This is a genomic window from Cohnella baijiui (genome assembly GCF_020731285.1).
Taxonomy (GTDB): Bacteria; Bacillota; Bacilli; order Paenibacillales; family Paenibacillaceae; genus Cohnella.
The window spans coordinates 334764-359680 of sequence record NZ_JAJFOW010000003.1 but is presented as its reverse complement, the minus strand read 5'-3'; the positions used below and the strand labels follow the sequence as shown (position 1 = coordinate 359680).

22 protein-coding genes and 1 pseudogene are annotated in these 24917 nt (G+C 47.3%); 9 read left to right on the top strand and 14 right to left on the bottom strand.

What is annotated here, in order from left to right; genetic code table 11:
- Nucleotides 1-337 precede the first annotated feature (337 nt).
- Nucleotides 338-571 (bottom strand): hypothetical protein, encoded by a 234-nt coding sequence (locus tag LKX83_RS05170; protein WP_227881083.1) that lies wholly within the window; start codon nucleotides 569-571, stop codon nucleotides 338-340.
- Nucleotides 572-719: 148 nt separating this feature from the next.
- Between LKX83_RS05170 and LKX83_RS05165 the strand changes: the two genes are divergently transcribed.
- Nucleotides 720-968, top strand: a complete 249-nt coding sequence (locus LKX83_RS05165; protein ID WP_227881082.1) for a helix-turn-helix domain-containing protein — start codon at nucleotides 720-722, stop codon at nucleotides 966-968.
- Here LKX83_RS05165 and LKX83_RS05160 read toward each other — a convergent pair.
- Complete coding sequence (locus LKX83_RS05160) at nucleotides 899-1309, bottom strand: DUF1801 domain-containing protein (RefSeq protein WP_227881134.1); 411 nt, start codon at nucleotides 1307-1309, stop codon at nucleotides 899-901. The genes LKX83_RS05165 and LKX83_RS05160 overlap by 70 nt on opposite strands.
- 310 nt (nucleotides 1310-1619) lie before the next feature.
- Between LKX83_RS05160 and LKX83_RS05155 the strand changes: the two genes are divergently transcribed.
- Both LKX83_RS05155 and LKX83_RS05150 read left to right on the top strand, forming a co-directional pair.
- Complete coding sequence (locus tag LKX83_RS05155) at nucleotides 1620-2126, top strand: DUF5412 family protein (protein WP_227881081.1); 507 nt, start codon at nucleotides 1620-1622, stop codon at nucleotides 2124-2126.
- A 155-nt stretch (nucleotides 2127-2281) separates the two neighbouring features.
- A complete protein-coding gene (locus tag LKX83_RS05150; RefSeq protein WP_227881080.1) occupies nucleotides 2282-3100 on the top strand; it encodes a polymorphic toxin type 44 domain-containing protein in 819 nt (272 codons plus the stop codon).
- A 320-nt stretch (nucleotides 3101-3420) separates the two neighbouring features.
- Here LKX83_RS05150 and LKX83_RS05145 read toward each other — a convergent pair whose 3' ends face one another.
- The 7 genes and pseudogenes from LKX83_RS05145 to LKX83_RS05115 all read right to left on the bottom strand — a co-directional run bounded on the left by LKX83_RS05145 (nucleotide 3421) and on the right by LKX83_RS05115 (nucleotide 9162).
- A complete protein-coding gene (locus LKX83_RS05145; protein ID WP_227881079.1) occupies nucleotides 3421-3957 on the bottom strand; it encodes a GrpB family protein in 537 nt (178 codons plus the stop codon).
- A gap of 90 nt (nucleotides 3958-4047) precedes the next feature.
- Nucleotides 4048-4818, bottom strand: a complete 771-nt coding sequence (locus LKX83_RS05140; protein WP_227881078.1) for an ABC transporter permease — start codon at nucleotides 4816-4818, stop codon at nucleotides 4048-4050.
- Between the two features lie 13 nt (nucleotides 4819-4831).
- Entirely contained in the window at nucleotides 4832-5620 is a 789-nt protein-coding gene (locus LKX83_RS05135) for an ABC transporter permease (RefSeq protein ID WP_227881077.1), read from the bottom strand.
- Nucleotides 5617-6323, bottom strand: a pseudogene (locus LKX83_RS05130) (ABC transporter ATP-binding protein). Before LKX83_RS05130 ends, LKX83_RS05135 begins: the two are co-directional and overlap by 4 nt.
- A gap of 325 nt (nucleotides 6324-6648) precedes the next feature.
- The gene (locus tag LKX83_RS05125) at nucleotides 6649-6882 is read right to left on the bottom strand and encodes a hypothetical protein (RefSeq protein ID WP_227881076.1); all 234 of its coding nucleotides are present in this window, start codon (nucleotides 6880-6882) and stop codon (nucleotides 6649-6651) included.
- Between the two features lie 247 nt (nucleotides 6883-7129).
- Nucleotides 7130-7333: a DoxX family protein gene (locus LKX83_RS05120; RefSeq protein WP_227881133.1), complete on the bottom strand. Its 204-nt coding sequence runs from the start codon at nucleotides 7331-7333 to the stop codon at nucleotides 7130-7132.
- A 14-nt stretch (nucleotides 7334-7347) separates the two neighbouring features.
- Entirely contained in the window at nucleotides 7348-9162 is a 1815-nt protein-coding gene (locus LKX83_RS05115; RefSeq protein ID WP_227881075.1) for a beta-L-arabinofuranosidase domain-containing protein, read from the bottom strand.
- A 196-nt stretch (nucleotides 9163-9358) separates the two neighbouring features.
- Between LKX83_RS05115 and LKX83_RS05110 the strand changes: the two genes are divergently transcribed.
- From LKX83_RS05110 to LKX83_RS05100, 3 genes are all read left to right on the top strand, one after another.
- The gene (locus LKX83_RS05110) at nucleotides 9359-10228 is read left to right on the top strand and encodes an AraC family transcriptional regulator (RefSeq protein WP_227881074.1); all 870 of its coding nucleotides are present in this window, start codon (nucleotides 9359-9361) and stop codon (nucleotides 10226-10228) included.
- A 143-nt stretch (nucleotides 10229-10371) separates the two neighbouring features.
- Nucleotides 10372-12060 carry a sensor histidine kinase gene (locus LKX83_RS05105; protein ID WP_227881073.1) on the top strand — a complete coding sequence of 563 codons (1689 nt, stop codon included), beginning with the start codon at nucleotides 10372-10374 and terminating at the stop codon, nucleotides 12058-12060.
- Complete coding sequence (locus tag LKX83_RS05100; protein ID WP_227881072.1) at nucleotides 12038-13621, top strand: response regulator; 1584 nt, start codon at nucleotides 12038-12040, stop codon at nucleotides 13619-13621. Before LKX83_RS05105 ends, LKX83_RS05100 begins: the two co-directional genes overlap by 23 nt.
- Before the next feature lie 60 nt (nucleotides 13622-13681).
- Here LKX83_RS05100 and LKX83_RS05095 read toward each other — a convergent pair whose 3' ends face one another.
- The 3 genes from LKX83_RS05095 to LKX83_RS05085 all read right to left on the bottom strand — a co-directional run bounded on the left by LKX83_RS05095 (nucleotide 13682) and on the right by LKX83_RS05085 (nucleotide 16779).
- Nucleotides 13682-14512 carry a carbohydrate ABC transporter permease gene (locus LKX83_RS05095; protein WP_227881071.1) on the bottom strand — a complete coding sequence of 277 codons (831 nt, stop codon included), beginning with the start codon at nucleotides 14510-14512 and terminating at the stop codon, nucleotides 13682-13684.
- Nucleotides 14509-15369, bottom strand: a complete 861-nt coding sequence (locus LKX83_RS05090; protein WP_227881070.1) for a carbohydrate ABC transporter permease — start codon at nucleotides 15367-15369, stop codon at nucleotides 14509-14511. The genes LKX83_RS05095 and LKX83_RS05090 overlap by 4 nt, the downstream gene beginning before the upstream one ends.
- An 84-nt stretch (nucleotides 15370-15453) precedes the next feature.
- On the bottom strand, nucleotides 15454-16779 hold the full coding sequence (locus tag LKX83_RS05085; protein WP_227881069.1) for an ABC transporter substrate-binding protein: 1326 nt from the start codon (nucleotides 16777-16779) through the stop codon (nucleotides 15454-15456).
- A gap of 460 nt (nucleotides 16780-17239) precedes the next feature.
- On the opposite strand from LKX83_RS05085, the gene LKX83_RS05080 reads away from it, so the two are divergent.
- The gene (locus tag LKX83_RS05080; protein ID WP_227881068.1) at nucleotides 17240-19015 is read left to right on the top strand and encodes an ABC transporter ATP-binding protein; all 1776 of its coding nucleotides are present in this window, start codon (nucleotides 17240-17242) and stop codon (nucleotides 19013-19015) included.
- A complete protein-coding gene (locus LKX83_RS05075; RefSeq protein ID WP_227881067.1) occupies nucleotides 19002-20777 on the top strand; it encodes an ABC transporter ATP-binding protein in 1776 nt (591 codons plus the stop codon). The genes LKX83_RS05080 and LKX83_RS05075 overlap by 14 nt, the downstream gene beginning before the upstream one ends.
- 64 nt (nucleotides 20778-20841) lie before the next feature.
- Here LKX83_RS05075 and LKX83_RS05070 read toward each other — a convergent pair whose 3' ends face one another.
- Nucleotides 20842-22062 carry a M56 family metallopeptidase gene (locus tag LKX83_RS05070; RefSeq protein WP_227881066.1) on the bottom strand — a complete coding sequence of 407 codons (1221 nt, stop codon included), beginning with the start codon at nucleotides 22060-22062 and terminating at the stop codon, nucleotides 20842-20844.
- A 1-nt stretch (nucleotide 22063) separates the two neighbouring features.
- Nucleotides 22064-22432, bottom strand: a complete 369-nt coding sequence (locus LKX83_RS05065) for a BlaI/MecI/CopY family transcriptional regulator (protein ID WP_227881132.1) — start codon at nucleotides 22430-22432, stop codon at nucleotides 22064-22066.
- A 230-nt stretch (nucleotides 22433-22662) separates the two neighbouring features.
- Here LKX83_RS05065 and LKX83_RS05060 point away from each other — a divergent pair, with 230 nt between their 5' ends.
- Complete coding sequence (locus LKX83_RS05060) at nucleotides 22663-24846, top strand: alkaline phosphatase PhoX (protein ID WP_227881065.1); 2184 nt, start codon at nucleotides 22663-22665, stop codon at nucleotides 24844-24846.
- Nucleotides 24847-24917 lie beyond the last annotated feature (71 nt).

Here is a 24917-nt window from a genome sequence, read left to right as displayed (position 1 = left end):
GCCGAGTTGCAGCAAAGCATCGTTTCCGTTTTAGCCGGCGTCCTTTAACACAAACTGGGTTACCCGCGGCGGCCAGGTCCTGCGCCTTACGGGTAACCCTTTGTCTATCCTCTGCTGCTAGCTTCCTTGCCGACGAACTACCCGAACAGACGGCGCACTCTTTTGTCCCGTAGCCAGAGTCCTCCCCAGGCGATTATCCCCAGATACACCGCATGATCCTCCCCGTCCATAGCCGGCCATTGGAAATGTTCCCGGTCATCGTTTATCCACCTCGCGATTCGGTTTACTAGTACTGTAGCATGAACGATGCTGCTTCGTTTCTTGCGAATTGCTTTTCCTAAACCTCTCCTCTTTTTTCACAAAGGCGACTGTCGTTTGCCTCGCCCTTCTTCTTCTGATGCAGCCGGTTGATCAGCTCGTCTACCTTCCGGCTCTGCGCCTGCACCGCTTCATTTTGGAATAAGGGAATACCCCGTTCCAGCGATTTCTGGCCGAGCTCGTTTAACTTCCTCTTTTCTTCCTCAAACTTATGATGCAAATCGACCATCGGACTGCCCTCCATCTTCTTCATTGAGCGGCGTCCCTGCGTCTCGGATGATTTAAAAGCGTCGTACCCCTCAATTTTGCGCGTTACTCGGTTCATTTTATTTTAATGCGATATTCGCATTAAAACAATGATGTTGTCACTTACAATCTTTTTTAAATGTGAGGTGCCAGCAATGAAACATCGTAAAGAACCGCCCGGTGACAAAAATATCATTGGCGCCAAGGTCGTTGCCATTCGCAAGGAAAAGGGAATCAAGCAAAAGGAGTTTCTGGCCAAGCTGCAGACGTTCGGTCTCGACATCAGCCCGACCAGTCTCTCCCGTCTGGAAGGCCAGTATCGGCTCGTTCAGGATTACGAAGTCGTTGCCATCGCCAAGGCGCTGGAGATCTCCGTCGGAGAGTTGCTGGGTGATCCGGATTGAAAAAAGGAACGTCGCTTGACGTTCCTAAGAGGCGCGCACGTTACATCGATATCCGCCAATCGATTGATGTAGACGCATCCCTTGCCTGCTTGATGTTTTCCGAATTTCTGCAGCAACGCCTCCCGCTCCGGGTCGCCCGTCGCGAAATAAAGGCTGATTCGGGCTTTTCGGGGCGAGAATCCAACCAAAGGCGCGTCGCCCTCGTGCCCGGATTCGTATTTGTAGTGATAGGAACCGAAGCCAACGATACTCGGCCCCCACATTTTTGCCGGGTACCCCGTTGTCTCCGTAAATAAATCCAACAGCCGATAGGCATCTTCGCGTTTGTTAACGTTGTCGATATCCTAACAGCTATGCTGTTGTCGGCGATGGCTGGGATGGGGAATAGACCACGTGTTATAGCATACTATATAATATCTATTGAGTGCGGCAAAGATCGAGGCCGTTCTTTAAGCGCTAGACTTACAAATTAGCAGTATACTCCTATACTAATCAATGCACTAACAATTCTCGAAAAAGATAAGATTTCTCCGGAATATTTTACCATTCTGTTTGTTCTTTCCTCTGCAAATTGCTCCTAATCAGAAATAGCTTTTAAGCATCAGTGGATCAAACCAATGATTAACGCTGTTTAAGAAAGGGGAGCTTACCTTGAATGAACCTACATTTACAACAATTCTAATTATAGCGTTTATCATTTTAGCTCTTTGTTCAGCAAGTCTACTTATTACCGTAATTCTTATTATCTCTAACTTATTCAGAAAAAGGAGAACCTTCCCTAAGTACTTTTTATCAGCAACTTTAGTTGTTGGATTTTTAGTTTCGATCTTTTTTTACAATTATTATTACACTTTCAATCTCCTTCCTAAAGGCGAATTAAATCAAGTTGTTTCTTCTCCAGATGGAAAACTAGAAATTAGAACCTATCATTATAATGGACTATTTAATCGGATGGCGAGAGCAGAAGTGAAATATAGAGAAAGTAAAAAAACAAAAACAATATACTTTAATGATTATGACTTCAACCCACTTGTAATGTGGATAAGTAGTGACAAGGTAACGATCGGAAGAGAAACTTTAGTCATTTCTCAAAATAAGAGCTATGATTTTCGCAAAGATCATACAAATGAAAACAAATTACCACCTCAAGCCTCCTGAATAAGCTAAAGAATCAGAAATAAAAAAATTCGGTGTAAAAGAATATAAATTTGAGTCGAATTACCCACTATATTTGGCTATATTCCGACAATTTGCAATTAAATGGTATGTTATAGTTTTTATGGGTGGTAAACAATTTATTGGGAGGTAATTCATTGTTTAAGAGGATCATACCAATCGTAGTTGCTGGGTGTTTGTTGTTGACAAGCTTTGTGTCTGCAAGTCCAAGCCAAAATGTCAATAATATCTCTGAGGTGCAAAAAGTTCACCGATCCGTTGTCCAAAAAAATCTTGCCATTCTTAATGAAGAAGGCCAAATAGTCGTTAATGCGAACGCCGATGATTTAGGAATCAGTGAAACTCTTTTTGATGAATATATGGGCTATATGCAAAGCGTAAATTACTGTGTTAAAGAAGGAATTGCAAGCTTTGGGAAGGACCTAGAAGTCAATATGTCCTCTCCGGAAGAGTATGTTGAATATTTAGAAAACAAACCCCAATATAAAATACAGGACAATTTAATCGTTGTATCGCCATTTTCTGATCCAGCCGCACCGCCGAAGAATGTAATAGCTTTAGCTAGACTAGACCGAGCATTGTTGGAAGAATTTTATGCCGAAACCTTAAGGGCTTATTTATATGCTGGTAGCACAAGCCCAGCAACGCTGGCTTATGGTGCGGCTGTGGGGTATTTTATTGATAAAGTAAAGCCAGGTGGAGCTTGGGACTATAAGGTCGTTGCAGGTTATTCTCCCTGGTATACCACATTTACTTGCACTTTTTTAAACGCAGTTGAGATTCAAAACTCAGCTTATATCGGAAATTATGTTTATGGCTATACTGGTCGTTATTTGTTTAGTCAAACGATTTTATTAGCTGGTGGCGATGGTGTCTCAATTATCACAGGCAAAAAGCCAGACGGAGAAGATGATAAGGCACCTATTCGTCGAGGATATTCTGAAGCAGGAACCTAACTATTAATAAACAGCCTTGTAATCGTGAAGCAGACTGGGCTAGCCCGCCCTACACCGCACTTTACGATTCCACATTGTTTTAAGTCTTTTATTAAGTAAAAATATGCGGTTTAATAAAATCAGCGGATGCCAAGGATTTTTTCACATCCATGGCTTCCGCTTTTAATCTTATTTTTGTGGTCCTGCATAGCTTAATTAAGCCTAATCCGCATCGAAGTGCGACATATTTGGATTCATTCCAAGCTTTATCGTTATTTCCGATGCTCATATCCTCGCAAAAATCCCGAATCTTCGCTTAGTATAAGAGGCTTTCCTCAATATCAAGCCTCCTCATACGGCTCGATGCCGAATCCCATTCTCCCCAAAATCGAATTCACGAAATCGGTCTTTTGATCGGCGTAGGTTAGCTTATCCTTGCCATGGATCCGAGACAGCCTTTCTTTCAACGCCTGATATTCCTTCCGTGCCTCTTCATGCTGAATCAAATAATCTCGGAAGGCAAGCTGTCTCTTTAAATAGGGGCTTCCTTTTGGGTACATATGGATTTGATGCGTTCTCGGTTCGCCCTTATTGAAATAATGCCGATCCGGCAAGACGTTGATCCCTTTGTAGACGTACGCTATTTTTTCCAATCCCCGCACGCACGCATAGCCTTGCTGAAAATCCTCCAGCTCGATCGCCATGTCAATGATCGGCTTGGCGCTTAAATCCCTCACGGCGGTACTGCCGATATGGTGAACATGTCGGATAAGTTCGCCGATCTCCGTCTCAATTCTATCCTTCTCTAGCAGAAACTCCGCTTCCCATTCCTCCGTCCAAGGAACGAGAAACACTTCGTCTCGAGGTAGTCCGAGCATATTCGCGCCTCCTCTTGTTCCAAACAAAAATCCGGGAACCGGCCCTGAAGGTCTGTTCTCGGATGTGCAAACCAGCCAACATTTTTCCCGTCAAACCATCTTTCTCTGCCAGGTGACAAAACTTAGAAACGCGCAAACGATAAAGATCCCCAAGGAATACAGCCAAAACGGCGCATAGCCTTCCGGTCTGAGCGCCAGCAATATTTTCTGAAATGGATCCGCTAAAACAACCAAATTCGTTGCAATTTTAAAGTACAAAAGGAAAGACAGGACAAAGATGGCAATAAAGGCTGCAAGAGGCCTTGAAATCAATAAACAAACCGCGCTGCAGAACATTAATTTAGACAGACTGACAAGAGCAAACAAAATATAGAACTGAAAACTGTACAAAATGGCGTGCGGAACAGAAACGGATTCGCTGGAACCATACAAAGTCATGATATCAGCTTTAGGAAATAGGAGCCATGAAGCTGCCATGACAAAAACAAACGTAAATCCGATTAAGATGGCCGTCGTCGCAGCCAAGGCCAATAGCTTGCTCAACCAGATCTGGAACCGGGGGAAGGGACGCAGCACATATAACCGGTAAGCCCCGGAATGGATCTCGCCGCTTAACTGATGGACATAAATGACGGGCAATACGACTAGCGTAAGCACCAGAGAGATCCCATCCATCATATACCAAGGCACATTGAGATTGTTAAGCTCGATCTCGCCTCCGCCGAATCGCAAGTTTCCCGAACCGCTCAGCACCCCGCCCCCCAGGTTGGCCGATAATAAAAGAACGAAAAAGAGATACAGGATAAGCATGGATTTACTTTTCCATATCCGTTCCATTTCGCTGACCCATGCTCCAAGCATTGGCAACCGCCTCCTAATGCAAATAATCCTCAACCACAAATCGACGGTAGGCAGACCATCCGAAAACAAGCATATAAAAGAGTAAAATGATAGCCGCCGCCAAAATGGAATTCATTTCTCCATTTAAACTGGCGTATAGCCCCGTGTACTGCATGTACGGAATGAAAGCGTATGCGATCAATTCATGCGCGAATGATCCGCTTGCGAATAAATTTGCAGCATGCAAATACAGTCCGTCGAATAACAATGCAACCAGAACATACCCCACAGAGAGGCCTAGCATGAAACTCACGTTTTTACTAATAAGCGCTATATAGGAAAAGAGACAGGACACCCCGGCCAAGGTGAAGTAGGCCATACCATAATATAGAGCGATTGTTTTTAGGATTGCGGCTAGTGAAGCTTGCTTCTCGCCTTCAAGCGGGAATTGAACGAGCCCTATGACGACTAGCGAAATTCCCATTACGATCAATAGCGCCAATATCACGATATGGATCACAACCAGTTTGCTAAAAAAAATATTCGCTCTAGCATATGGACGTAAAAACAATAGGCGTAGCTGCCCTCCGCGATATTCCTCTGTAAATACGGCAGCAACGAGAGCGGCAACCGCAATATTGCACATTAAATACAAATGGACTTGCAGACCTTCGATCATAAACAAACCTGCCGACATCGATTCCGGGCGATCCAGGAGATAGTTCCCCGAAATAAAAGCAAGGATTGGCGCGCAGACAAACAAGCACCATGTCCATTTATTTTTGAACAATCGTTCCAGCTCGCTGAATACCAATGCCTTCATCCCTGCATCAGCCCCAAGAAAGCATCCTCGAGCCTCTGTCCGTCCTTCACGACTTTCTCTTTGGGCCCCTTCCAAATGACCGTGCCTTCACGAATCATGATCAGTTCATCGCACATTTGTTGCAGCTCGTCAAGCAAATGGCTCGAGATAAAGAAGGCTAAATTCTCGTTTTTTCGCAATTGAAAGATAATCTCCCTAAGCTCCCTCATGCCTAGGGGATCAAGTCCATTCGAAGGCTCGTCAAGCAACAACAGCTTGGGACCGCCCAGCATAGACTGAGCAATTCCTAGTCTTTGTTTCATCCCTAAAGAGTAGGTTCGTACTTTATCGTCGCCTCTTTGATCCAGCCCAACGGTCGATAACAACTTTTCGAGATGTTCTTCCCGTTGGCTTGACTTAATAGTCGGATGCAGCCGGGATAAATTTCGAAGCACCTGTCTACCCGTCATATATTCAAAAAATACCGGGGATTCAATGATGGCCCCCACGCTGGCAATGGCTTGCCGACGTTGAGAACTGACGCGATAGGAATCGATGAGGACCTCTCCGCTTGTCGGTTGTATGAGCCCGGTCTGCCGGCCCCATTGGGCCCGATAAAGCCATAGATCTTTCCCTGTTCCAACTGGAACGATGATTCGTGAATGATCGTTCTCTTGCCGATCTTCTTCGTAATTTGCTTGACTTCCATAATCGTATTCGACACCGTGAAACCTCTCTTTCTAAACGAGATGTAGATGAAGGGGATGAGTCCTTCCCGCCCTGCTACTGGTAGATTACACCAAATAAGTGTATATATGACTAGGCCGGGGGCTAGAGAAAAGACTGGACCAAAGTCTTGCTCGGAATGACGGCCTTCTGCCAAGCGAAAACTGCCCCCTGGACGCCAGCTGCCTCTGTAGAAGGTCTCCCTTTCTCTAAACCGACAGCCGCTCTTTCGTGCCCGTTTGTTGAGTAAATTTGAACAGGCTGCCGATGAGATCGGCAGCCTGTATTTATTGGGGCTAATGGCGTGGTTCCGTTGCCGATCTTTAAATAAAGAAGAAGGGAAAGAATCCAGGGAAGAATCCAGGGAAGAATCCAGGGCCAAATCCGTCAAAAAAGAAAGCCTTGATTTCGGCTTTTTCCCCTTTCGGGGCCAGAATAACATGATCGTCTCTAACTTCTTTTACGACACCTGAAATAGTGGCACCATCTTTGTAATAAGCAACGATGGTTTTATTCTTCAATTTTTTCTTCTGCTCTGCGGTCAAAGTCGTTTTCATGTTGAAACACCTCCTCCTGTATATGTGTTATTATTTTATGGGATACTTGTGATCATGATTTAGACAAGTATACCTATAAAAAATAAATGTACTCCATCCTCCTCCCAGCGGAGCTGCACCAAAGCATCGTATCCGTCCTCATGGGAGACCTATAAAACAAACAAGGGTTACCCTAGGCGGTTGTGTCTAACCGCCTTCAGGGTAACCTACGTTTTATCCGTGCTTTTATGGCCTCCTTGCCGATGCCCTACCCAAATAGACGGCGTACCCTTTTGTCCCGCAGCCACAATCCTCCCCAGGCGAGAATCGCCAGATACACCGAAAAGAACGTATTCGTAAACAATGGGGCATCTACGCGCATCTGCGTCGCAATCTCTCCGCCAAAAAAGCCGGTCAGCAGCACCACTCCAAGGATAGAGGTCCTCGGAATCGCGTATAAGACGGCGCATATGAGCGCCAGGGCCTTTATGTTTCTTTATACGCTGAGCTTCCGTCCTTGGCCAACGAAAAATGGCCGTTCCGCAATGAATTCCCGGTAATATCCAAATATACCGAATACTCTTCTTCCTCTACTCTAAATAGCGGGATGAATTTTACATGATGGCCCTGATCGTCCTCCGTAATGAATTCCAACCGATCCTTTTGGAGTTTAACGAATTTATCGTTGATATTCCGATCTGATATGCCCTTCAAGAGCTTATGGGGTCCAACCTGAGCGAGTAAAATTCTCCCGAACATGACCGCGGCCAAGTCGTCGGAGCCTTGGAGAGGAACGAGATGCAAGGAAGCTTCGATTCCGATTTCAATTTGATCCCGATCGTGGAACACCTGTTGAATGACGATATATCCGTTCTCTTTCTTAAACTGGATCGGAGCGGAGTTGATCTTGACGTTTTTCACCGCTTTTTCCTTGATCATCAGCTTAAACGTCGCGGGTTCGGCAACTTCGATCACGAGCGTGGACGTAAGGCTGTCCGGGAATTCCGTAAGCTGAGTGATTTTGACCTTCCTCTCCCTCCAAACGACAGTTGAGGATATAAAAGCATTGAGCAGAATGCTGTCGTCGCTTTTCAACCATATGTTCTTTTGAAGCTCACTCATCGCCTCGATTCCCGACGCGGTACAGCACCAGAAGGAATCGTACGGGTCACTGAATTTTTTAACAGCGCAGCTGGCCATAGGCTGATGGTACTGCGAAAGACCTGTTTTATTGCTTGCGCTATTCAATATCGCGTTATATTTAAGTGATTCCAAATGATCCAAATATTCAACCGATGAGGACCATTCGAACAACCGCTCCAGGATCCTTTCCGTATTATGCGCGCAGCAGCTTTCACTTTCACCGCCCGTCAAAGCATCTCCCAGCTTCCCGTAGCCGCCCCAGTGCTCCGATTTTTCGGAAACCCCGCCTTTGATAAAAGCGGTCGCCTTTGAGCTGCTGTTTCCGTTTGCAAACGTCCTTCCCAGCAAGTATTCATAAAAATTCAAGACGGCCGTCTTATATTTTTCCTCGCCGCTAATGTTGTACCGGTGTATCGCGGCGATAATCATCGGAAGGTGCGTGTTGGCGTGCAAATTATCTAGCACGTCCTTGCCGGCTTCAAGATGACCGATCCAATAGTCCCTGTCGAAAATATGGGCCAGGTCGAATATCGCGGCATCTTCTGTCAGGTCATACAACGTGTAGAGCGCATCGCCTATGCCTCCAAACTCATTCACGGGATTCACCTTCGTGCAACGGAGGATCCCGTCGATTTTCCAGAAGGAAAGCTTCTTGAATCGTCCATGAATGTAATTGGCCAGGTTTACGGCAAGCGTCAGGGATTTGGGGTTGCGGAGATAGATATGACAGTCAATCAATCCCTGCATGATTTTGTGCAGCGTATAATAAGGCGCCCATACATTCCTGTTCTCTTCGGACTCCAGAATATCCAGCTTCTCTTCTTCGAATGCGCTCAAATATCCGTTCGGTTTCGCGCATAATTCCATGATATCCACGATCTCAATCGCTTTTGTTTTCAACCGTTCATCCTGATCGGCGAATACAAATTTGGAGCAGGCAGAAAGAAAATGTCCTGCAAAATGTCCTCTAAGGCCACACTCGACGTCCTCCCAACCGCCCAAGGGCTCTGCATCTGACGGAATCCTCGCATTGATTTTAAACGTATGCATAAGCCGATGAACGTCAAATTCGATCATATACTTTTTTACGAGTTCTCTCCGGGCGGCAAAGTATTTGTCGGTCAGCCGTACTTCATCAAATTGAAAATTGGAAAACATTCCGGACACCTCTATTCCAACGAGTATATTTAAGCAGACAATCCGGCCGCATCTATATTGTATAGCTTCAAAACCCTTCATTGAATTCATCTGCTTTGGTTAATATATATTATTTTTGGGTTTTATGGACAAACATTTCAAGTTAACTTATATTAACGCTATATGGCTTCTATAAAAGATGAAGGAGATTTCATGGATGTGCAACAACGTGCCCTTACATTTTGATCATATGCTTAGAATACAGGATTTGGGTTTTCATGTTATAAAAAACCTGTACACTCACCCGGATCGAAAGCTAAACTGGGATGTTTTCCTGTATGTTGCCGATGGCCAAATGGAGGTTTGGGAAGATAACAAGGAATATGTAATCAATAAAGGGCAATTTCTATTTTTGAAAAGCGGCCTGCATCACTGGGGTGAGCCGAAAACACCTGCGGGCACATCGTGGTACTGGATTCATTTTTTCAGCAATCCGAATACCGAGACCAGCCAAGAATTGAATGTATACTTGAATTCGTACCCATCACATTTAATCTCGCATGAAGACTATAGCAAGTTTATCAAGCTACCCAAACAGGGAAGTATTTCGCATCCGAAAAAACTGGAGAAAAAACTGGATTCCTTCATTCGATTATTTCATTCAACCGACCCTTATCGGGCTATTACCCTCAGTTTGCAAACGATGGAGCTATTTGTTGATATTTTCGAAGAATCCATCGAGAAATACCCACGATCAAAGTCTGACCGTACGGTGCAACGGATTATCGAATACCTAGAACAAAAGGACGGCTATAGCCTTGATTCACAGGCAATCTCATCTTCCCTCGATATGAATTATAGTTACTTGTGCGAAGTGTTCAAAACGAAAACGGGAAGTACGATCCATATGTATAACTCCCATATATTCATCGATAAAGCAATTGGATTGATGAGTCATTCTAATCGGAATATATCGGAAATCAGCGAGTTGCTAGGTTTTAAAAATCCTTTCTATTTCAGTAGGGTGTTCCGAAAGATCATGGGCTGCGCCCCATCAGAATACATGTGCAAGATTTACAGGGAATAACGGCTTACATCGCATTGTAGAGGAGGTGTTTTGAACTGAAAACAACATTTCTTGAAAACAAGTTTTTTCTAAAGGTTCTCATTACTTATTCTGTGATTATTATTGCAGGGTTGTCTTTAACGTCGTACTACATCCTTTCGAACATGGTAAATAAACTGATTGAATCGGAAGCGAAGTATGAAAATGAAATGCTTGATAAGACGAAGAGCTACACCGAAAGTATTTTCAACGATATGAATAGCATCTTTATTCAGCTATACACTAGCAATTACTACAGCAATAGCCTAGTTGATCTTATAAGCCAGAGCAGCAATACGGCCTTATCTGTAATTGAAGAAAGAAGAATCAACGATAGTTTACAAACGATTGCGAGGTCGCATTCCTTCATTACGGACATCCTTTTGCTCGATTATGGACGCGAGAAAGTATACTTCTATTCCAACGAACGCGATAGGGATATTACGATAGATGATCGTTCCTTCATCGGCAGCTTAATGGATAGTTTAAAAACACGCAAGACGATCAAGGGAATCTTGCCAAACCATGCACCGTTATATATCGTTCCTTCATCAGACGATCAAGTCATTTCCGTGTTCATTAATTTATATAAAGATAAATACGTGAATGACGGCTCAAAAATAGGAGGAGCTATCATCAATTTCAAGCCAGTTGTGTTTAATACCCCGGTTGCGAAAAGCAGTCAGAAAATAAAGGGGAACATTCTGGTTGTCGACGAATCGGATATCGTTCTTTCGGACACGAACAATGAACATACCGGACAGCATCTATCCTCGTTTGTAGCAGACGAGAGTCGAAACGCTGTCGTTCATAAGGTAGTATCTCAGGAAACAGGACTCACATTTATCGATATGATGAACAAAAATGTATTCTACGGCGACATCCATGATGTTCAAAAAAAGGTATTGAATATCATCTTCATTTGTCTGGCAGCTCTGATCCTATTAAGTTTAGCGGCTACCAAAATGTTTACCAGACGAATCAAGTTATTGATCAAGCAAATGAAAGTCGTTGAAAAAGGAAAATTCGATACGCAAATACAAGTGAGGTCAAATGACGAAATCGGATTTCTCGAGGCTAGCTTTAATAATATGTGTAGAAAACTTGAGAACAATATTAAAACGATCTATACAGCCCAGATTCGGGGAAAGAATGCCGAGTTGAAAGCGCTTCAATCCCAAATCAATCCTCATTTCATGTTCAATACACTGGAGTCCATTCGAATGATGGCCTTAATGAATAAAGACCAGCAGGCAGCCGGCATGATTCATATATTGGGAAATATGTTCAGGTGGAATATTAGAATGAAAGATCTAATCGTGAATGTGTCTGACGAACTAGAATATATTCGTGCTTATGTTGATCTTCAAATGATCAGATACAAACACAAGTTTTCGGTCCGTTACGAAGTAGAGAATTCAACCCTGCGACTCGGCATTCCGAAGTTAATCATTCAGCCTTTGGTGGAGAATGCGATACACCATGGTTTAGGAAGCAGGAGTGAGAACGGCAGCATGATTGTAACCCTTTCTCTCGACCACGACATGCTGAGCGTTCAGATCATGGATAACGGAGAAGGGTTGACGAACGAGCAGATTGCTACAATTCATAAAAAGATAAGCGAAGATGGAGCAGACAGTGATTTATACAGTATCGGATTAAAAAATGTCGGACAGAGATTGCTTCTCATGTTCGATCGGATGCATGAACTTAACATATCCAGCAAAGCAGGTTCCGGCACAGTCGTTAACATCAAAATACCTGCGCTTACTAAGGAGGCGATGATTGAATATGTACAGAGTCGTTATAGCTGATGACGAACCTCTAATCATTGATGGTCTTAGAGAAACGATCGAGTGGGATGAGCTTGGCCTCGAAATTGCTGGCGAAGCATCGAACGGTGTCGAAGCATTGGCTATGATCCAAGCAGTGAAACCTAAAATCCTGATTACGGATGTAAAAATGCCTGTAATGGACGGTTTACTGGTAATCAAACAGATTCGCCGCCTGAATCTTCCGATCAAAGTCATTGTCATTAGCGGCTACAGCGACTATGAATTCCTTAAGCAGGCTATTGAATTCGGGGTTGAAAGCTATTTGCTCAAACCGATTAACAATCATGAATTAATCCAGATCCTGCAGAATACGATCCAGCAAGTTGAACAGGGAATCCACTCGGAAATCGTGAGAAGACAAGGGATGGAGGAGCTACGGGTCAGTACGCTGAAGCGTCTGCTCTCTAATCATATTTCCGTTAAAGAATATGAAGAGAAAAAAGGCTTTCTGATGTTGCCTGAAGAGAATGGAACATATGAAATTGCTTTAGGCAGAATCGATCAGATCGAAATCGATGCGGCAGATGCCTATGCCATGCATTTGAAAATGTATTCCGTTCTAAACATCTGCAATGAAATTGTTCAAACAAAAGTCAATGGAACCGTTTTTGAAGATTCCAACGGCTACATCGTGTTTTTTATACAAAGAAGCCGCCTTGAATTTGTTTCCGAGCGGCAATCGATGTTTAATGAAATCATTTCCTCCGTTCGCCATTTCTTGAAGTTACAGTTTACGATCGGTATCGGTTGTATGGTTGATTCCGTATTTGACCTGCGAGAATCTTATCTCGATGCGATAAAATGTTTGGAGTACAGTTTGCTATCATCGTCGAGAAACATTTGGATTTCTGAAGAAATCGATCCGTTTCCAAATGATAATATGTTGCTAACTTTTAATTTTGAAGCTTTAAAAACATTGATCAAGCAAGGAGAAAAACTCGATATTTTGCAGTTAATTACAAACTTTTTTGGTGATCTGTCTCAAAAGAAATACATTTCAACAGAGCGTATTAGGGAAATCGTCGTTCATATTGTAGTCATCATGAATCATACGCTAAGGGAGTTCCGCACCGAGACCGATAGTTGGGTTGTGGACAGCCACTACAACATCGCAAAAATACTGAGCCTAAACCGGCTCAGCGATTTTGAAGAATGGTTAAAAGATTTTTGTGAGCATGTGTTCGCCATAATGCCGAGTAGTAGACCCAGAACAATGAGCACAGTTGTCAGTCAAACAATAGCGTACATCAAACAGCAATACAACGAAGATATTTCTTTAAAGCTAGCTTCGGCCCAAGTCATGCTGCATCCGGCATATCTAGGTCAACTATTCAAAAGAGAAACGGGTGAGTCTTTTACGGATTACGTGAATCAATTCCGAATCATAAGAGCCAAAGAGCTGTTAATCTCAACAAATCTGAAGGTGTACGAGATATGTGAGAAAGTCGGATTCACTAATTATCAATATTTCATCAAAATATTCAAGAAACATACGGGAATCAATCCAACGGACATTAAAAAAGGACATGGTGTTCTTTAAGAATAGAGAGCCCCGACAAGATGATGGAGAAGGGCTTTCTCATCACCCTTCTCCATTCCATTACCCTTTAACCGCACCGGCAGTAAGGCCGCTGATAAACTGTTTCTGGGCCAACAAGTATACGGCAACAATCGGCAATGATGCGAGCACGGAGCATGAAAACACGATGTTCCAATCGGTCGTTTCCCTACCCACTGCATTATAGATCCCGGTTGTGATCGTTCTGCCATGATCAGACCCCAAGATGTACATGGGCGGCAGAAAATCGTTCCATATCCATATTGAAAGAAATGTAAATACGGTTGCCGTACATGGTTTTAATAGGGGAAGAACCAGTTTGAAAAAGATCGTAAATGTGCCAGCGCCATCAATGACTCCGGATTCTTCGATGGATTGAGGGATCGTTTTAATAAATTCTACATAAAAGAATACGGCGATACTCATGTAAGTACCGGCATAGAAGAGAAACAGTCCCGTCATTGAACCATCCAAATGAAGGAACTTCAATGTTTTCAAGCTGGGGATCAGCACGGCGGGAGCTGGAACCATGAATCCTGCCAATACAAAAACGTACATATAGGAAACCATTCTAGTTTTATTTCTGGCAATAATATAAGCCAGCATTGAAGCTGTAACTAAGATCAGAATCAGGGAACATACCGTAATAAAGATGCTGTTGAGATATAATTCTCCGATTTTCGACCTTTCCCATGCCATCCTAAAATTATCGAACGTAATGGACAATGGAAGCGATAGAGGATTTTTGACGATCTGATCATACGTCTTGAAGGAATTGACGATGGCAATATATAAAGGAAAAATAAAAAGGAGCGAAGCAGCCAGAAGCACTGTCTTTTCCGTAAACCCGGCCATCATGCGTTTTTGCTTCATCCTTCGCTCACCTCAAATCTTTTCATAATTCCGAGTTGTATGACCGATATGACAATCACAATGACGAACAGGACCAAAATAATCGCAGATGCATAGGAGAACATATTATAATTGAATGCCCGCTCGATGGAATTCATCGTGATGGATTGAACGGTTCCAGGCGTCATGATTTTCATATGATCGTATTGCTTAAAGCCCCATACGATGGAAAGTACCGTATTGATGGTAATCCCAGGTGCCAACAGAGGAAGCGTGATGCGGAAAAATTTACTCGTTTTTCCTGCTCCATCGATGGTGGACGCTTCATAAAGTTCTTCAGGTATCGTTTTGAGCGCCGCCATATAAACCATCGTAAAGTACCCTAAACCGGCCCACGTTACCGCTACAGACACCGTATATAGAATTGCCATCTTAGAGCCGTAAAAATGGATGGATGGCAATCCGAACGCATTAACGACCAGATTGATGATCCCCCCGTCCATTTGGGTCATATAGGACCATATAAAAGATACGACTACGCTGCTTAAGACTACAGGTAAGAACACCGTTGATTTCGCAAAATTGTGCACTTTTGATTTTTTATCCAAAATGACGGCAATCAAGATGCCGAAAACATTATAAATCAAGGCCGTAATCAATGTGAAAATGGCCGTATATTTGAGCGCATCAAGAAATGTATCATCCGAGGCAAGTTCAGTGAAGTTTTTAATACCATTGAATCGATAATGGTCGCTGATCCCGTCCCAATTCGTAAAGCTATAATAAAAGCAAAGCAAAATGGGCACAACCATGAATACGAAATATATAAGTATGCCTGGCAAGGCGAAAACGAATGCAGACTTTTTCGCAATTCTCATCGGTTATCACTCCCAAAAATCTCTTTGTTGCATAGTAGGGGGAATGTCAATGAGACAACATTCCCCCTCTAAACGAAGGATATATTATTTCTCTAACGCCGCATTTGCCCGATCCCATTCCTTATCAAGAGCGGCCAATTCATTCTTCACGTTCGTTCCCATCGAAATGCTTGCATCCGCTTTGTACCATGCACCTTGGATGCCAGGCAAGAGAGCATTGTCGCCGGTGGCATCGGTAAAGATCTCCACTTGCTTCCAATTATTAATTTTTTCGCCGATCTCTTTGCGTAGCGCACTCATTTCATAAGGAACATCTTCTTTAGTCGTTGGGAACAGCATTTCGGTCTTCAGGAATTTCCCATACCACTCCTTGTCGGTAAAGAAAGACCGAATCAAAGCCATGCTTTCATCCGGGTATTTGGTTCTTGAGCTAATAGCCAAGCCTTCGTTCGTAAATACCGGAATGACATTGGCGTCCGTTTCGTTCGGGACCGGGAAGAACCCGACTTCGAAATCAGGTTTAAGTCTCTCGACTTCCCCTTGAGCCCATGAACCCATAGGCATCATTGCCGTTTTGCCTTTGAAGAACTTCTCGAGAATTTGCGTGTAGCTTGTGCTGCCGACATCATTACCAGCATATTGGATGCTGAACAATTTGAAATTCTCCATGGCCTTGACGATCTCAGGATCACTGTATGTGAATTTGCCTGCGTTACGATCCGCGCCAAAGTTCGGATTTTTTGCGGATACCATAGAAGTGACTAACGAAGAAGCAAGCACGAATGTCGGCCATCCGTCTTTTGCTCCAATAGACATGGGAGTGATCCCTTTAGACTTTAAATTCTCACTAATGTCAATAAGTTCTTGAAGTGTTTTAGGTTCTGATAGTCCATTGTCAGCAAAGATTTTTTTATTATAGAAAATTCCCGCCAATTGTTTCTTATAGATCGCAACGTAGCGTTTGCCGCCCATTTTGCCGGAATTCAGATCCGAAAGATAATCAACATCCGCATCTGTCAATTCAGCCAGTGCGCCGGAAGGAACAAAGTCGCCCGGAGACATCATGACCATAACGTCAGGCATATCTCCCGTTGCCAGCAATGTTTTCAAATGGGTGGTCCAATCCACGTTGGATGACGGACTTGTAACCAATTCCACTGTGACATTCGGGTGTTCTTTCGTGAACTTCGCAACGGATTCTTGCCAAAACTCTTTGGTCAAAATCGGCGTCACGTTTACGCCAAATTTCAATTTTATCGGGTCTTTACTGCCGATTTCATTGCTGGAGGGTTCTTGATTACCGACTTCATTGCTTTGAACCCCTTCCGACTTATTTGAAGTCCCACATCCCGCCACTAACATTGACACCAGCAGACAAAGAACCAATACTAATGACCTCATTCTCATCATGCGTCGCTTTCCCCCGTCTACATTATTATTTAAAGACATCCTAATTGTATTTTTTTCTTGCTCGCTCCCCAATATAACAAATTTCAAATTTTGTCGTCGTAATTAAATGATTTGCAAACGCTTACGGGAAACCGGCAGGTTTCTCTGCTGGTCTTTGAAGGCCAGACTCGCTTTTTGAACGGCTCACGTTCTTTGGGGTCCACCATTGCCGGCATGACATGAAATTGCATTTCCGCTTTAGCGCGATAATGGAAGCGTGACCGAACCCGAGCGCGAAAAACTTAGATTGCCCCGGCCCAGGGTCCATCCTTCCTTGATTTTGCCCCCCTATACCCTCATCTCCCGAATTGTTCCCGTTAGCTTTCTTCGCACGCGTGTTATAATCTCCGTAGTTTGCTTATCGGAGGATTTCCCCCTCCGCGCTACGGAATTCATCAACATACAAAAGCCGGTGATCAGGATGTTTCAGCTCAAGTGGATTTGGCACAATTTGTTAGGAGACCGGGTACGGTATATTCTCGCCTTATGCCTCTCGGTCGTAGGCTCCGCGCTTACCATTATTAATCCGTACATCGGCCAGCGCATCGTGGATACCTTTATCGCGGGCGACGATGCGATGCAGAACCTGACGAACGAGAGAATGCTGCTGATCAGCCTATGCCTCGGCATGATCGGCTTTTCTTTGCTGCGCACGGGTCTGTCCTACTTTACGACCATGCTGTACGAACGCGCCTCGCAGAACATGCTGTACCGCGTCCGGATTTACCTGTACAACAAAATTCAAGGCCAGGACATGCAGTATTACGATCGCAACCGCACCGGGGACCTCATGACGCGAATGACGGGCGATCTCGAAATGGTACGGCACTCCCTGGCGTGGATCATCAAGACGATCGTCGAATCGCTGACGGTGTTCGCCGCGGCGGTCGTGTACTTCTTCTACATCGACGCGGAGCTGACTTGGTGGCTGCTCATTCTGTCGCCGCCGATCTTCTTCGTGGCGTTTATTTTCGCAAGGCGCGTACGCCCGATGTATATCGACCTCCGGGAACGGCTGTCGCAGCTCAACACCACCACGCAGGAAAATATCGCCGGCAACCGCGTCGTCAAGGCGTTCGCGCGCGAGGAATACGAGGTTCAAAAGTTCAACGAAAAAAACGTCAACTACGCCAAAGCGAACAAAGCAGCGGCCATGGTGTGGCTCGATTACTTTCCGTACCTGGAGACGTTTGCCCAAGGTTTCAACGTAATTCTGATGATTGCGGGCGGTCTGTTCATCATGAACGGCCGCATCACCTTCGGGGAATTCTCGGCCTTCTCCGCGCTGATCTGGGGCCTCTCCAACCCCATGCGCAACATCGGCATCGTCATCAACGATATTCAGCGTTTCTTTGCAAGCCTTACCAAGATCATGGAAGTCTATTATGCCCATCCGGGCATCGTCAACGAGCACAAGCCCGTGGTCAAACGTCGCTATCGGGGCCGCATCCAATTCGACCGGGTCAGCTTCAAATACGACAACGTGACGGTGCTGGAAGATATCAACTTCTCGATCGAGCCCGGCGAAACCTTGGCCATCATGGGAGCGACCGGATCGGGCAAAACGACGCTTATCAACCTGATCCCCCGCTTCTACGACGTAGCGGAGGGTCGCGTCCTGGTGGACGGCATCGACGTGCGCAAGCTGGAGCTCGACGAGCTGCGCGGCAATATCGGCGTGGCGACGCAGGACGTCCTGCTGTTCTCCGACACCATCGACGGCAACATCGCTTACGGTAATCCCGAGCTGCCGGAAGAGGACGTCACGAAGTTCGCACAGCTCGCCGCCGCCGACGGCTTCATCCGCAAGATGCCGGAAGGCTACGATACGATCGTCGGCGAACGCGGCGTCGGCCTGTCCGGCGGGCAGAAGCAGCGGATCGCGCTCGCCCGGGCGATGGCCGTGCAGCCGCCGATCCTGATCCTCGACGACACGACCTCCGCCGTCGATCTCGAGACCGAGGAGCATATTCAGAAGAGTCTGCGCGAGCTGGATTATGACTGCACGAAGATCATCATCGCCCAGCGCGTATCCACGACGGCGCAGGCCGACCGCATCCTCATCCTGGACAATGGCCGCGTGATCGAGGAAGGCACCCACGCCGAGCTGGTAGCTAGACGCGGTTATTATTACGAAGTATTCATGCTGCAGAACGAGGGCATTGGAAGGCAGGTGACCGCTCATGGCCAGGAATAAATTCGACATCGACGAGAATTTGGAGTCGCCCTTCGACATTCGGCACTTCCGCCGCGCGCTCGTCTATATCAAAAAGCAGAAGAATCCGATGATCGTCGCCTTTGTCCTGAGCGCCCTATCCGCCGGCATCGCGCTTTCCGCGCCGCTCATCATGCAGCATGTCGTCGACGTGACGATTCCCGCCAAGGCCAAGTGGCCGCTCGTCGGGTGGTCGGCGCTCGTGCTGGCTACCATCGTCGTCAGCGTCATCCTGGCCACGATCCGCTCGCGCATCATGACCCGCGTCGGGCAGGATATCATTTTCGATATCCGCACCGATCTGTTCAAGCACCTGCAGGAGCTGCCGTTTCAATATTACGACGACCGTCCGCAAGGCAAGATTCTCATCCGGGTCGTCAATTACGTCAACTCCGTGTCGGACGTCCTGTCCAACGGCATCATCAACTTCATTCTCGAGATCATGAACCTGCTCTTCATCGGCGCCTTCATGTTCGCCGTCAATGCCAAGCTGTCGCTCGTCATTCTCGGAGGGCTGCCGATCTTCATCGCCATCATGCTGCTGATCAAGACGAAGCAGCGCCGGGCGTGGCAGGCGGTGTCCAACAAGAGCTCCAACCTGAACGCATACCTGCAGGAGAGCATCAGCGGCATTCGCGTCACCCAAATCTTCACCCGCGAAGAGCGGAACGAGGGCATCTTCACCCGCCTGTCCGTCAACTACCGCAAAGCGTGGATGCGGACCATGTACTTCAACTTCCTCGTTCCGTTCTCGGTCGACAACCTGACGACGATCGTCACCACGTCCATCTACTTCGTGGGCTTGCTGGCGCTGGGGCCGCAGGAGATTACCTTCGGCGTCATTCTCGCCATGAGCAGCTATGCGGCGCGCTTCTGGCAGCCGATCCTCAGCTTGTCGAACCTGTACAACAGCTTCATTAACGCGGTCGCTTATCTGGAGCGCATCTTCGAGACGCTGGACGAACCGGTCACCGTAAGCGACGTTAAAGGCGCGCGGGAGCTGCCGCCGATCCGGGGCCGGGTGACCTTCGACGATATGACCTTCGCCTACGATCCGGGCCACAACATCCTGGAGCATCTGAACTTCGACGTCAAGCCGGGCGAGAGCATTGCGCTCGTCGGCCCGACGGGCGCGGGCAAGACGACGGTCGTCAACCTGATCTCGCGCTTCTATAACGTCACGAGCGGCAAGATCCTCATCGACGGCGAAGATATCTCCGAAGTGAAGCTGAAGTCCTTGCGCAGCCAGATGGGCATCATGCTGCAGGACAGCTTCATCTTCTCCGGCACGATCCTGGACAATATCCGCTACGGCAAGCTCGACGCCACCGAGGAGGAAATCATCGCCGCCGCCAAGACCGTGTGCGCCGACGAATTCATCCGCGAGTTCGAGCAGGGCTATCGGACGGAGGTCAACGAGCGCGGCTCGAAGCTGTCCCAAGGACAGCGGCAGCTCATCTCGTTCGCCCGCACGCTCCTTGCCAACCCGCGCATCCTCATTTTGGACGAAGCGACCTCGTCCATCGACGCGCGGACCGAGCGCCTGCTCCAGAAGGGCTTGAACGAATTGCTCAAGGGACGCACCTCGTTCATCATCGCGCATCGCCTCTCTACGGTGAAGAACTGCGACCGCATCATGTACGTCGCCGACAAAGGCATCGCCGAATCCGGCTCGCACGACGAGCTGATGGCGCTGCGAGGACGGTACTACAAGCTGTATTCGGCTCAGAAGATGGAAGCATAAGACGCGGTCAACACAAGCAAGCCCCCGATCTCTGTTGAGATTGGGGGCTTCTTTGTCCGGCGGATCAGGGCCGTTTTCGCTCTTGCTCTAGAGAGCGCAACAGCTTCAGTAGGCTGCTTACCTCAGGATCCTTATCGCTGTCGCTGTCGCTGTTCGGAGCCGCGACAACGACTTCGGGACGACGGGCTGACGGTTGCGGGTCATTTGCATTCGTACGATGGCTGTAGGAACGGAGCAACAACATCAGACCGAATACCTCAGGATCTTTATCGCTGTCGCTGTCCGGAGCCGCGACAACGACTTCAGGCAGACGAATTGATGGTTGCGGATTTTCGTCCGTTCCCGCAGCCACAGCAGCCCCGGTCATGATCGTACCTGACAGCGCCATCCAAAGGATGATCACACCCGCTTTCTTCCGCTTGGTGTCCATGATAAAAGAAATACGATTTTTCATACTTCTTTTTCCTCCATACAATTGAGTTGAGAATGCGGTTCGGAGCTTTGCCCCATTTCTGGCTACGGCGATAATGGCTTCGCCGTATTGCTTTCGCTGTTGAAAATCCGCGCCTTGCAAAACCAACGCGTCACAGGAGAATTCACATTGTACCGCTATCGACTTTGACATCCAATAGACGATGGGATTGAACCAATGAAAAACGGTGGCCAAAAGAACGATTGCCTTAAACCATAGATCATGCCGTTTGAAATGAATCAGTTCATGCTTGAGGATCAAAGATAATTGCTCATCCGAAAAAGAAATCGGCGGCAGGAGGATGGTTGGCCGGAAAAATCCGACGAGCATAGGACTTGCAATCATCCGACACTCGCTTAGCCCGATATGTTTTCTCATGTTCAGTTCCGACTTTAAGTTGTCCAACGTCTCAAGTACCTTGGAATCCGCTACAGGGGTACTCCAACGGCGTACCGCCCTTACCAAGGATCTGTGCCGCAAAATTTGATAAGATGCGATGCATACAACGCCCGCAACCCAAATCGTTGCAAGCACCGACCATATAGGGATGGACGCCGAAGCGTTAGTCCCATCTGTTACAGTCATCGAAGGCATGGCATTCATAAGGGGATCCGGCATTTGCACAGGAATATTCAAGAGGTCGATCCGGGGACGAAAGGGGATTGCCCATCCCGCAGCAATCAGCATCCAACCCCTGTAACACCACTGCGCCGCATACCGTTTGGATAACAGGGGCCATACTGCCGCATACGCGAGCGTCACCAAGGACATGGATACGGAATCTTGGAGCAGGGTGTAAAAAAGGGACTGCATATCAATCCTTCTTTTCTTTCAGCCACTGCGCCAGTTGATCAAGGTCGCTGTCTTTGATCTTGTTCCCGTCATACAGCCTGGCAACCAGGCTTGTTAAGGAATTCGCATGAAAACGCTCCATGAAGTCGCTCGTTTCAAAATTCAGGTAGTCCTCTTTGCTGACAAGCGGAAAGTAGGTACGTTCCTTGCCGTTCTTTTCCGTCCTGACAAACCCTCGTTCCACCAGCCGCAACATCAGGGAAAGAACGGTCTGCGCCTTCCATTTTCGTTCATTACCCAATTGCTTCATAATGACTTGGGAAGTGATCGGCGGCTCATTTGCCCATACGACTTTCATAATATCAAACTCTGCATCCGGCAATTTCTTCATGGTTCCCACCTGACAGCTCCTTTAAGACATTTGTCTTACAACGATATTCTACACTTGCCTTAAAAGAGCGTCAACCCTCTTAGGAAGAATTTCTACAGTTGTAGAATATGAAAGGCGGATCCTTCTACTCGTTTCTATGAAAAGTTTCTAACCTGCCTATTTACGCAACGATAACAATAGGATGTTACGATTTCGGAGTCGTTAATTCCATTCATATAGGAGGGTGTTTGATGAAACGCAATTCACTCCAAAGAAATAAGAGGATCCGCAAGATGATCGTCCCGGCGTTTGCCATGGCTCTCGTATTTCCGGCCGTACTTCCGGCACAGGCGGCGCCGATTCGGGCAACGGTCAAGTCCATTGAATTCGAGGGCATGGCCGCGCCTGCCAGCGTAAAGGAGATGGCCGACCAATATTCGACCGCTTCCCTCAAAGTGACTTATAGCGATGGTTCCGTAAAGAATTTCCCGCTTTCCTACAATAGACTGTTCAAAACGACGGACTCGATCGGAGGTACGGTCGCCGGCGTAGCGATCGACCATAAGGGCGCTCCGATTATCGACAACAGCGTTCCCTCGAATCCGACGCCTTACGTATCCGATTCGCCGGACTCCAATTCGCTGTTCCAGGTACCGGGCGTGGCGCCGACGGCTTTGGGCGGCAATCCCCTGTCGCTGGTCACCCATTATGAATACATCACCTTTGACAATGCGAATCAATCGGCCTATGGTCTGATTCCGGCCAGCATGAGCCTGACGACGCTGGACCAGAACAAACAGACCGGCGAACTGAAGCCGACCGAGTTGAAGAAAATCGATTTTTCCGGCGTAAACGGTCTGTGGATTCCCTGCAACGGCTCTCTGTCTCCTTGGAACACCCATCTCGGCAGCGAGGAATACGATCCGGACGCCCGTGCCTACGAGGCCGATCCGAAAGCTACGTATACCTCGCCGTTCGTGCAGGCGTACTACCAGGACAAGACGAAGACGGGAAATCCGTACGATTACGGCTATATCGTCGAAGTAAAGACAAATGCCGATAAATCTACGCAGGTCGCGAAGCACTACAGCATGGGGCGCTTTTCCCATGAGCTGACGAAGATCGCGCCCGACGGCAAAACGGCCTTGTTCGGCGACGACGGCGGCAATACGATGCTGTTCCTGTATGTGGCGGATCAGGCGCAGGACCTGTCGGCAGGCACGCTCTACGCAGCGAAGTGGGTGCAGAAGACGGCCGCGAACGGCGGCAGCGCCGACCTTCAATGGATCAAGCTCGGGCACGGAACGGACGCCGAATTGAAGCCGCTCGTCGATAAGGGACTCCGATTCAGCGATATTTTCGAAACCTCGGACAAGGCTGCCGAAGGCTTTACGGCCATCAAGACGTACCCATCCGGCAAGATTGAATATCTGAAGGTGAAACCCGGCATGGAGAAGGCTGCGGCGTTCCTCGAAAGCCGCCGCTACGGCGCGATGCTCGGCGCCACTTCGGAATTCAACAAAATGGAAGGCGTTACGATCAACGAAAAGGACCGCAAGGCGTATGTCGCGATGTCCTACGTAGAAAAGTCGATGGAGAAGGACGCAAAGGGCACCGATCCGGCCGACGATATTCAAGTGGACAAAATTTCCTCGGGCGTGACGTATGAGCTCGACCTTGCCGGCGGCGCAAAGGACCGCGACGGCGGGGCGATCGACAGCGCTTATGTCCCGACGTTCATGAGCGGCCTTGTCGTCGGCGAGGATCTGAAGGAAGCGGACGCGTTGGGCAATAAAGCAGCCGTCGACAAAGTCGCGAATCCCGACAATCTCTCCTACTCCGAATCGCTGCGCACCCTGTTTATCGGCGAGGATAGCGGCATGCACGTCAACAATTCTCTGTGGGCATACAACGTAGACACGCATAAGCTGTCCAGAATCATGTCCGTGCCGGCGGGAGCCGAAGCGACGGGGCTGCAATTCGTCGAAGATCTGAACGGCTTCAGCTACATCATGAGCAACTTCCAACATCCGGGAGACGAGCTGCTGCTGCCGGATCCGCTGAAAACCGAAGTGCTGGCGGAAATCAACAAATCGTTCGAGAACCGCAAAGCCGGCGGCGTGGGATACATTTCCGGCCTGCCGAGCATGAAGCAGATTGCGGAAGCGGCTCCGGTGATTGGGGACGACAACCCAACCGACAAGTCGCTGGTCGATCTTCGCGCAAAGGCCACTGCAGCCGGAGCTAAGCTCGATTGGCACGGCAAGAACAAAGACATCGTGGTCACGTTGGGCAAACATTCGCTGACGACGCGGGTCGGCTCGTCCACGGCGACGATCGACGGGAAGAAAGTCAACTTGCCGGCCGCGACACAGTTCAGCAAAGGAAAAACCTATTTCTCCGCCGCGATCTGGGACCAGTTCATCAAGCTTTAATAATAGGTAATGCAGAAAACCGCCCGTTACGGGGCGGTTTTCGCCGCTTATGATTATGCTTAATGCTTACC

Excerpts from the sequence above, each read along its gene's own strand:
- LKX83_RS05170 (WP_227881083.1), bottom strand. The coding sequence starts at position 571 with ATGAAGAAGATGGAGGGCAGTCCGATGGTCGATTTGCATCATAAGTTT.
- LKX83_RS05165 (WP_227881082.1), top strand. The coding sequence starts at position 720 with ATGAAACATCGTAAAGAACCGCCCGGTGACAAAAATATCATTGGCGCC.
- LKX83_RS05145 (WP_227881079.1), bottom strand. The coding sequence starts at position 3,957 with ATGCTCGGACTACCTCGAGACGAAGTGTTTCTCGTTCCTTGGACGGAG.
- LKX83_RS05140 (WP_227881078.1), bottom strand. The coding sequence starts at position 4,818 with ATGCTTGGAGCATGGGTCAGCGAAATGGAACGGATATGGAAAAGTAAA.
- LKX83_RS05135 (WP_227881077.1), bottom strand. The coding sequence starts at position 5,620 with ATGAAGGCATTGGTATTCAGCGAGCTGGAACGATTGTTCAAAAATAAA.
- LKX83_RS05125 (WP_227881076.1), bottom strand. The coding sequence starts at position 6,882 with ATGAAAACGACTTTGACCGCAGAGCAGAAGAAAAAATTGAAGAATAAA.
- LKX83_RS05115 (WP_227881075.1), bottom strand. The coding sequence starts at position 9,162 with ATGTTTTCCAATTTTCAATTTGATGAAGTACGGCTGACCGACAAATAC.
- LKX83_RS05110 (WP_227881074.1), top strand. The coding sequence starts at position 9,359 with ATGTGCAACAACGTGCCCTTACATTTTGATCATATGCTTAGAATACAG.
- LKX83_RS05105 (WP_227881073.1), top strand. The coding sequence starts at position 10,372 with ATGGTAAATAAACTGATTGAATCGGAAGCGAAGTATGAAAATGAAATG.
- LKX83_RS05100 (WP_227881072.1), top strand. The coding sequence starts at position 12,038 with ATGTACAGAGTCGTTATAGCTGATGACGAACCTCTAATCATTGATGGT.
- LKX83_RS05095 (WP_227881071.1), bottom strand. The coding sequence starts at position 14,512 with ATGAAGCAAAAACGCATGATGGCCGGGTTTACGGAAAAGACAGTGCTT.
- LKX83_RS05090 (WP_227881070.1), bottom strand. The coding sequence starts at position 15,369 with ATGAGAATTGCGAAAAAGTCTGCATTCGTTTTCGCCTTGCCAGGCATA.
- LKX83_RS05085 (WP_227881069.1), bottom strand. The coding sequence starts at position 16,779 with ATGATGAGAATGAGGTCATTAGTATTGGTTCTTTGTCTGCTGGTGTCA.
- LKX83_RS05080 (WP_227881068.1), top strand. The coding sequence starts at position 17,240 with ATGTTTCAGCTCAAGTGGATTTGGCACAATTTGTTAGGAGACCGGGTA.
- LKX83_RS05075 (WP_227881067.1), top strand. The coding sequence starts at position 19,002 with ATGGCCAGGAATAAATTCGACATCGACGAGAATTTGGAGTCGCCCTTC.
- LKX83_RS05070 (WP_227881066.1), bottom strand. The coding sequence starts at position 22,062 with ATGCAGTCCCTTTTTTACACCCTGCTCCAAGATTCCGTATCCATGTCC.
- LKX83_RS05065 (WP_227881132.1), bottom strand. The coding sequence starts at position 22,432 with ATGAAGAAATTGCCGGATGCAGAGTTTGATATTATGAAAGTCGTATGG.
- LKX83_RS05060 (WP_227881065.1), top strand. The coding sequence starts at position 22,663 with ATGAAACGCAATTCACTCCAAAGAAATAAGAGGATCCGCAAGATGATC.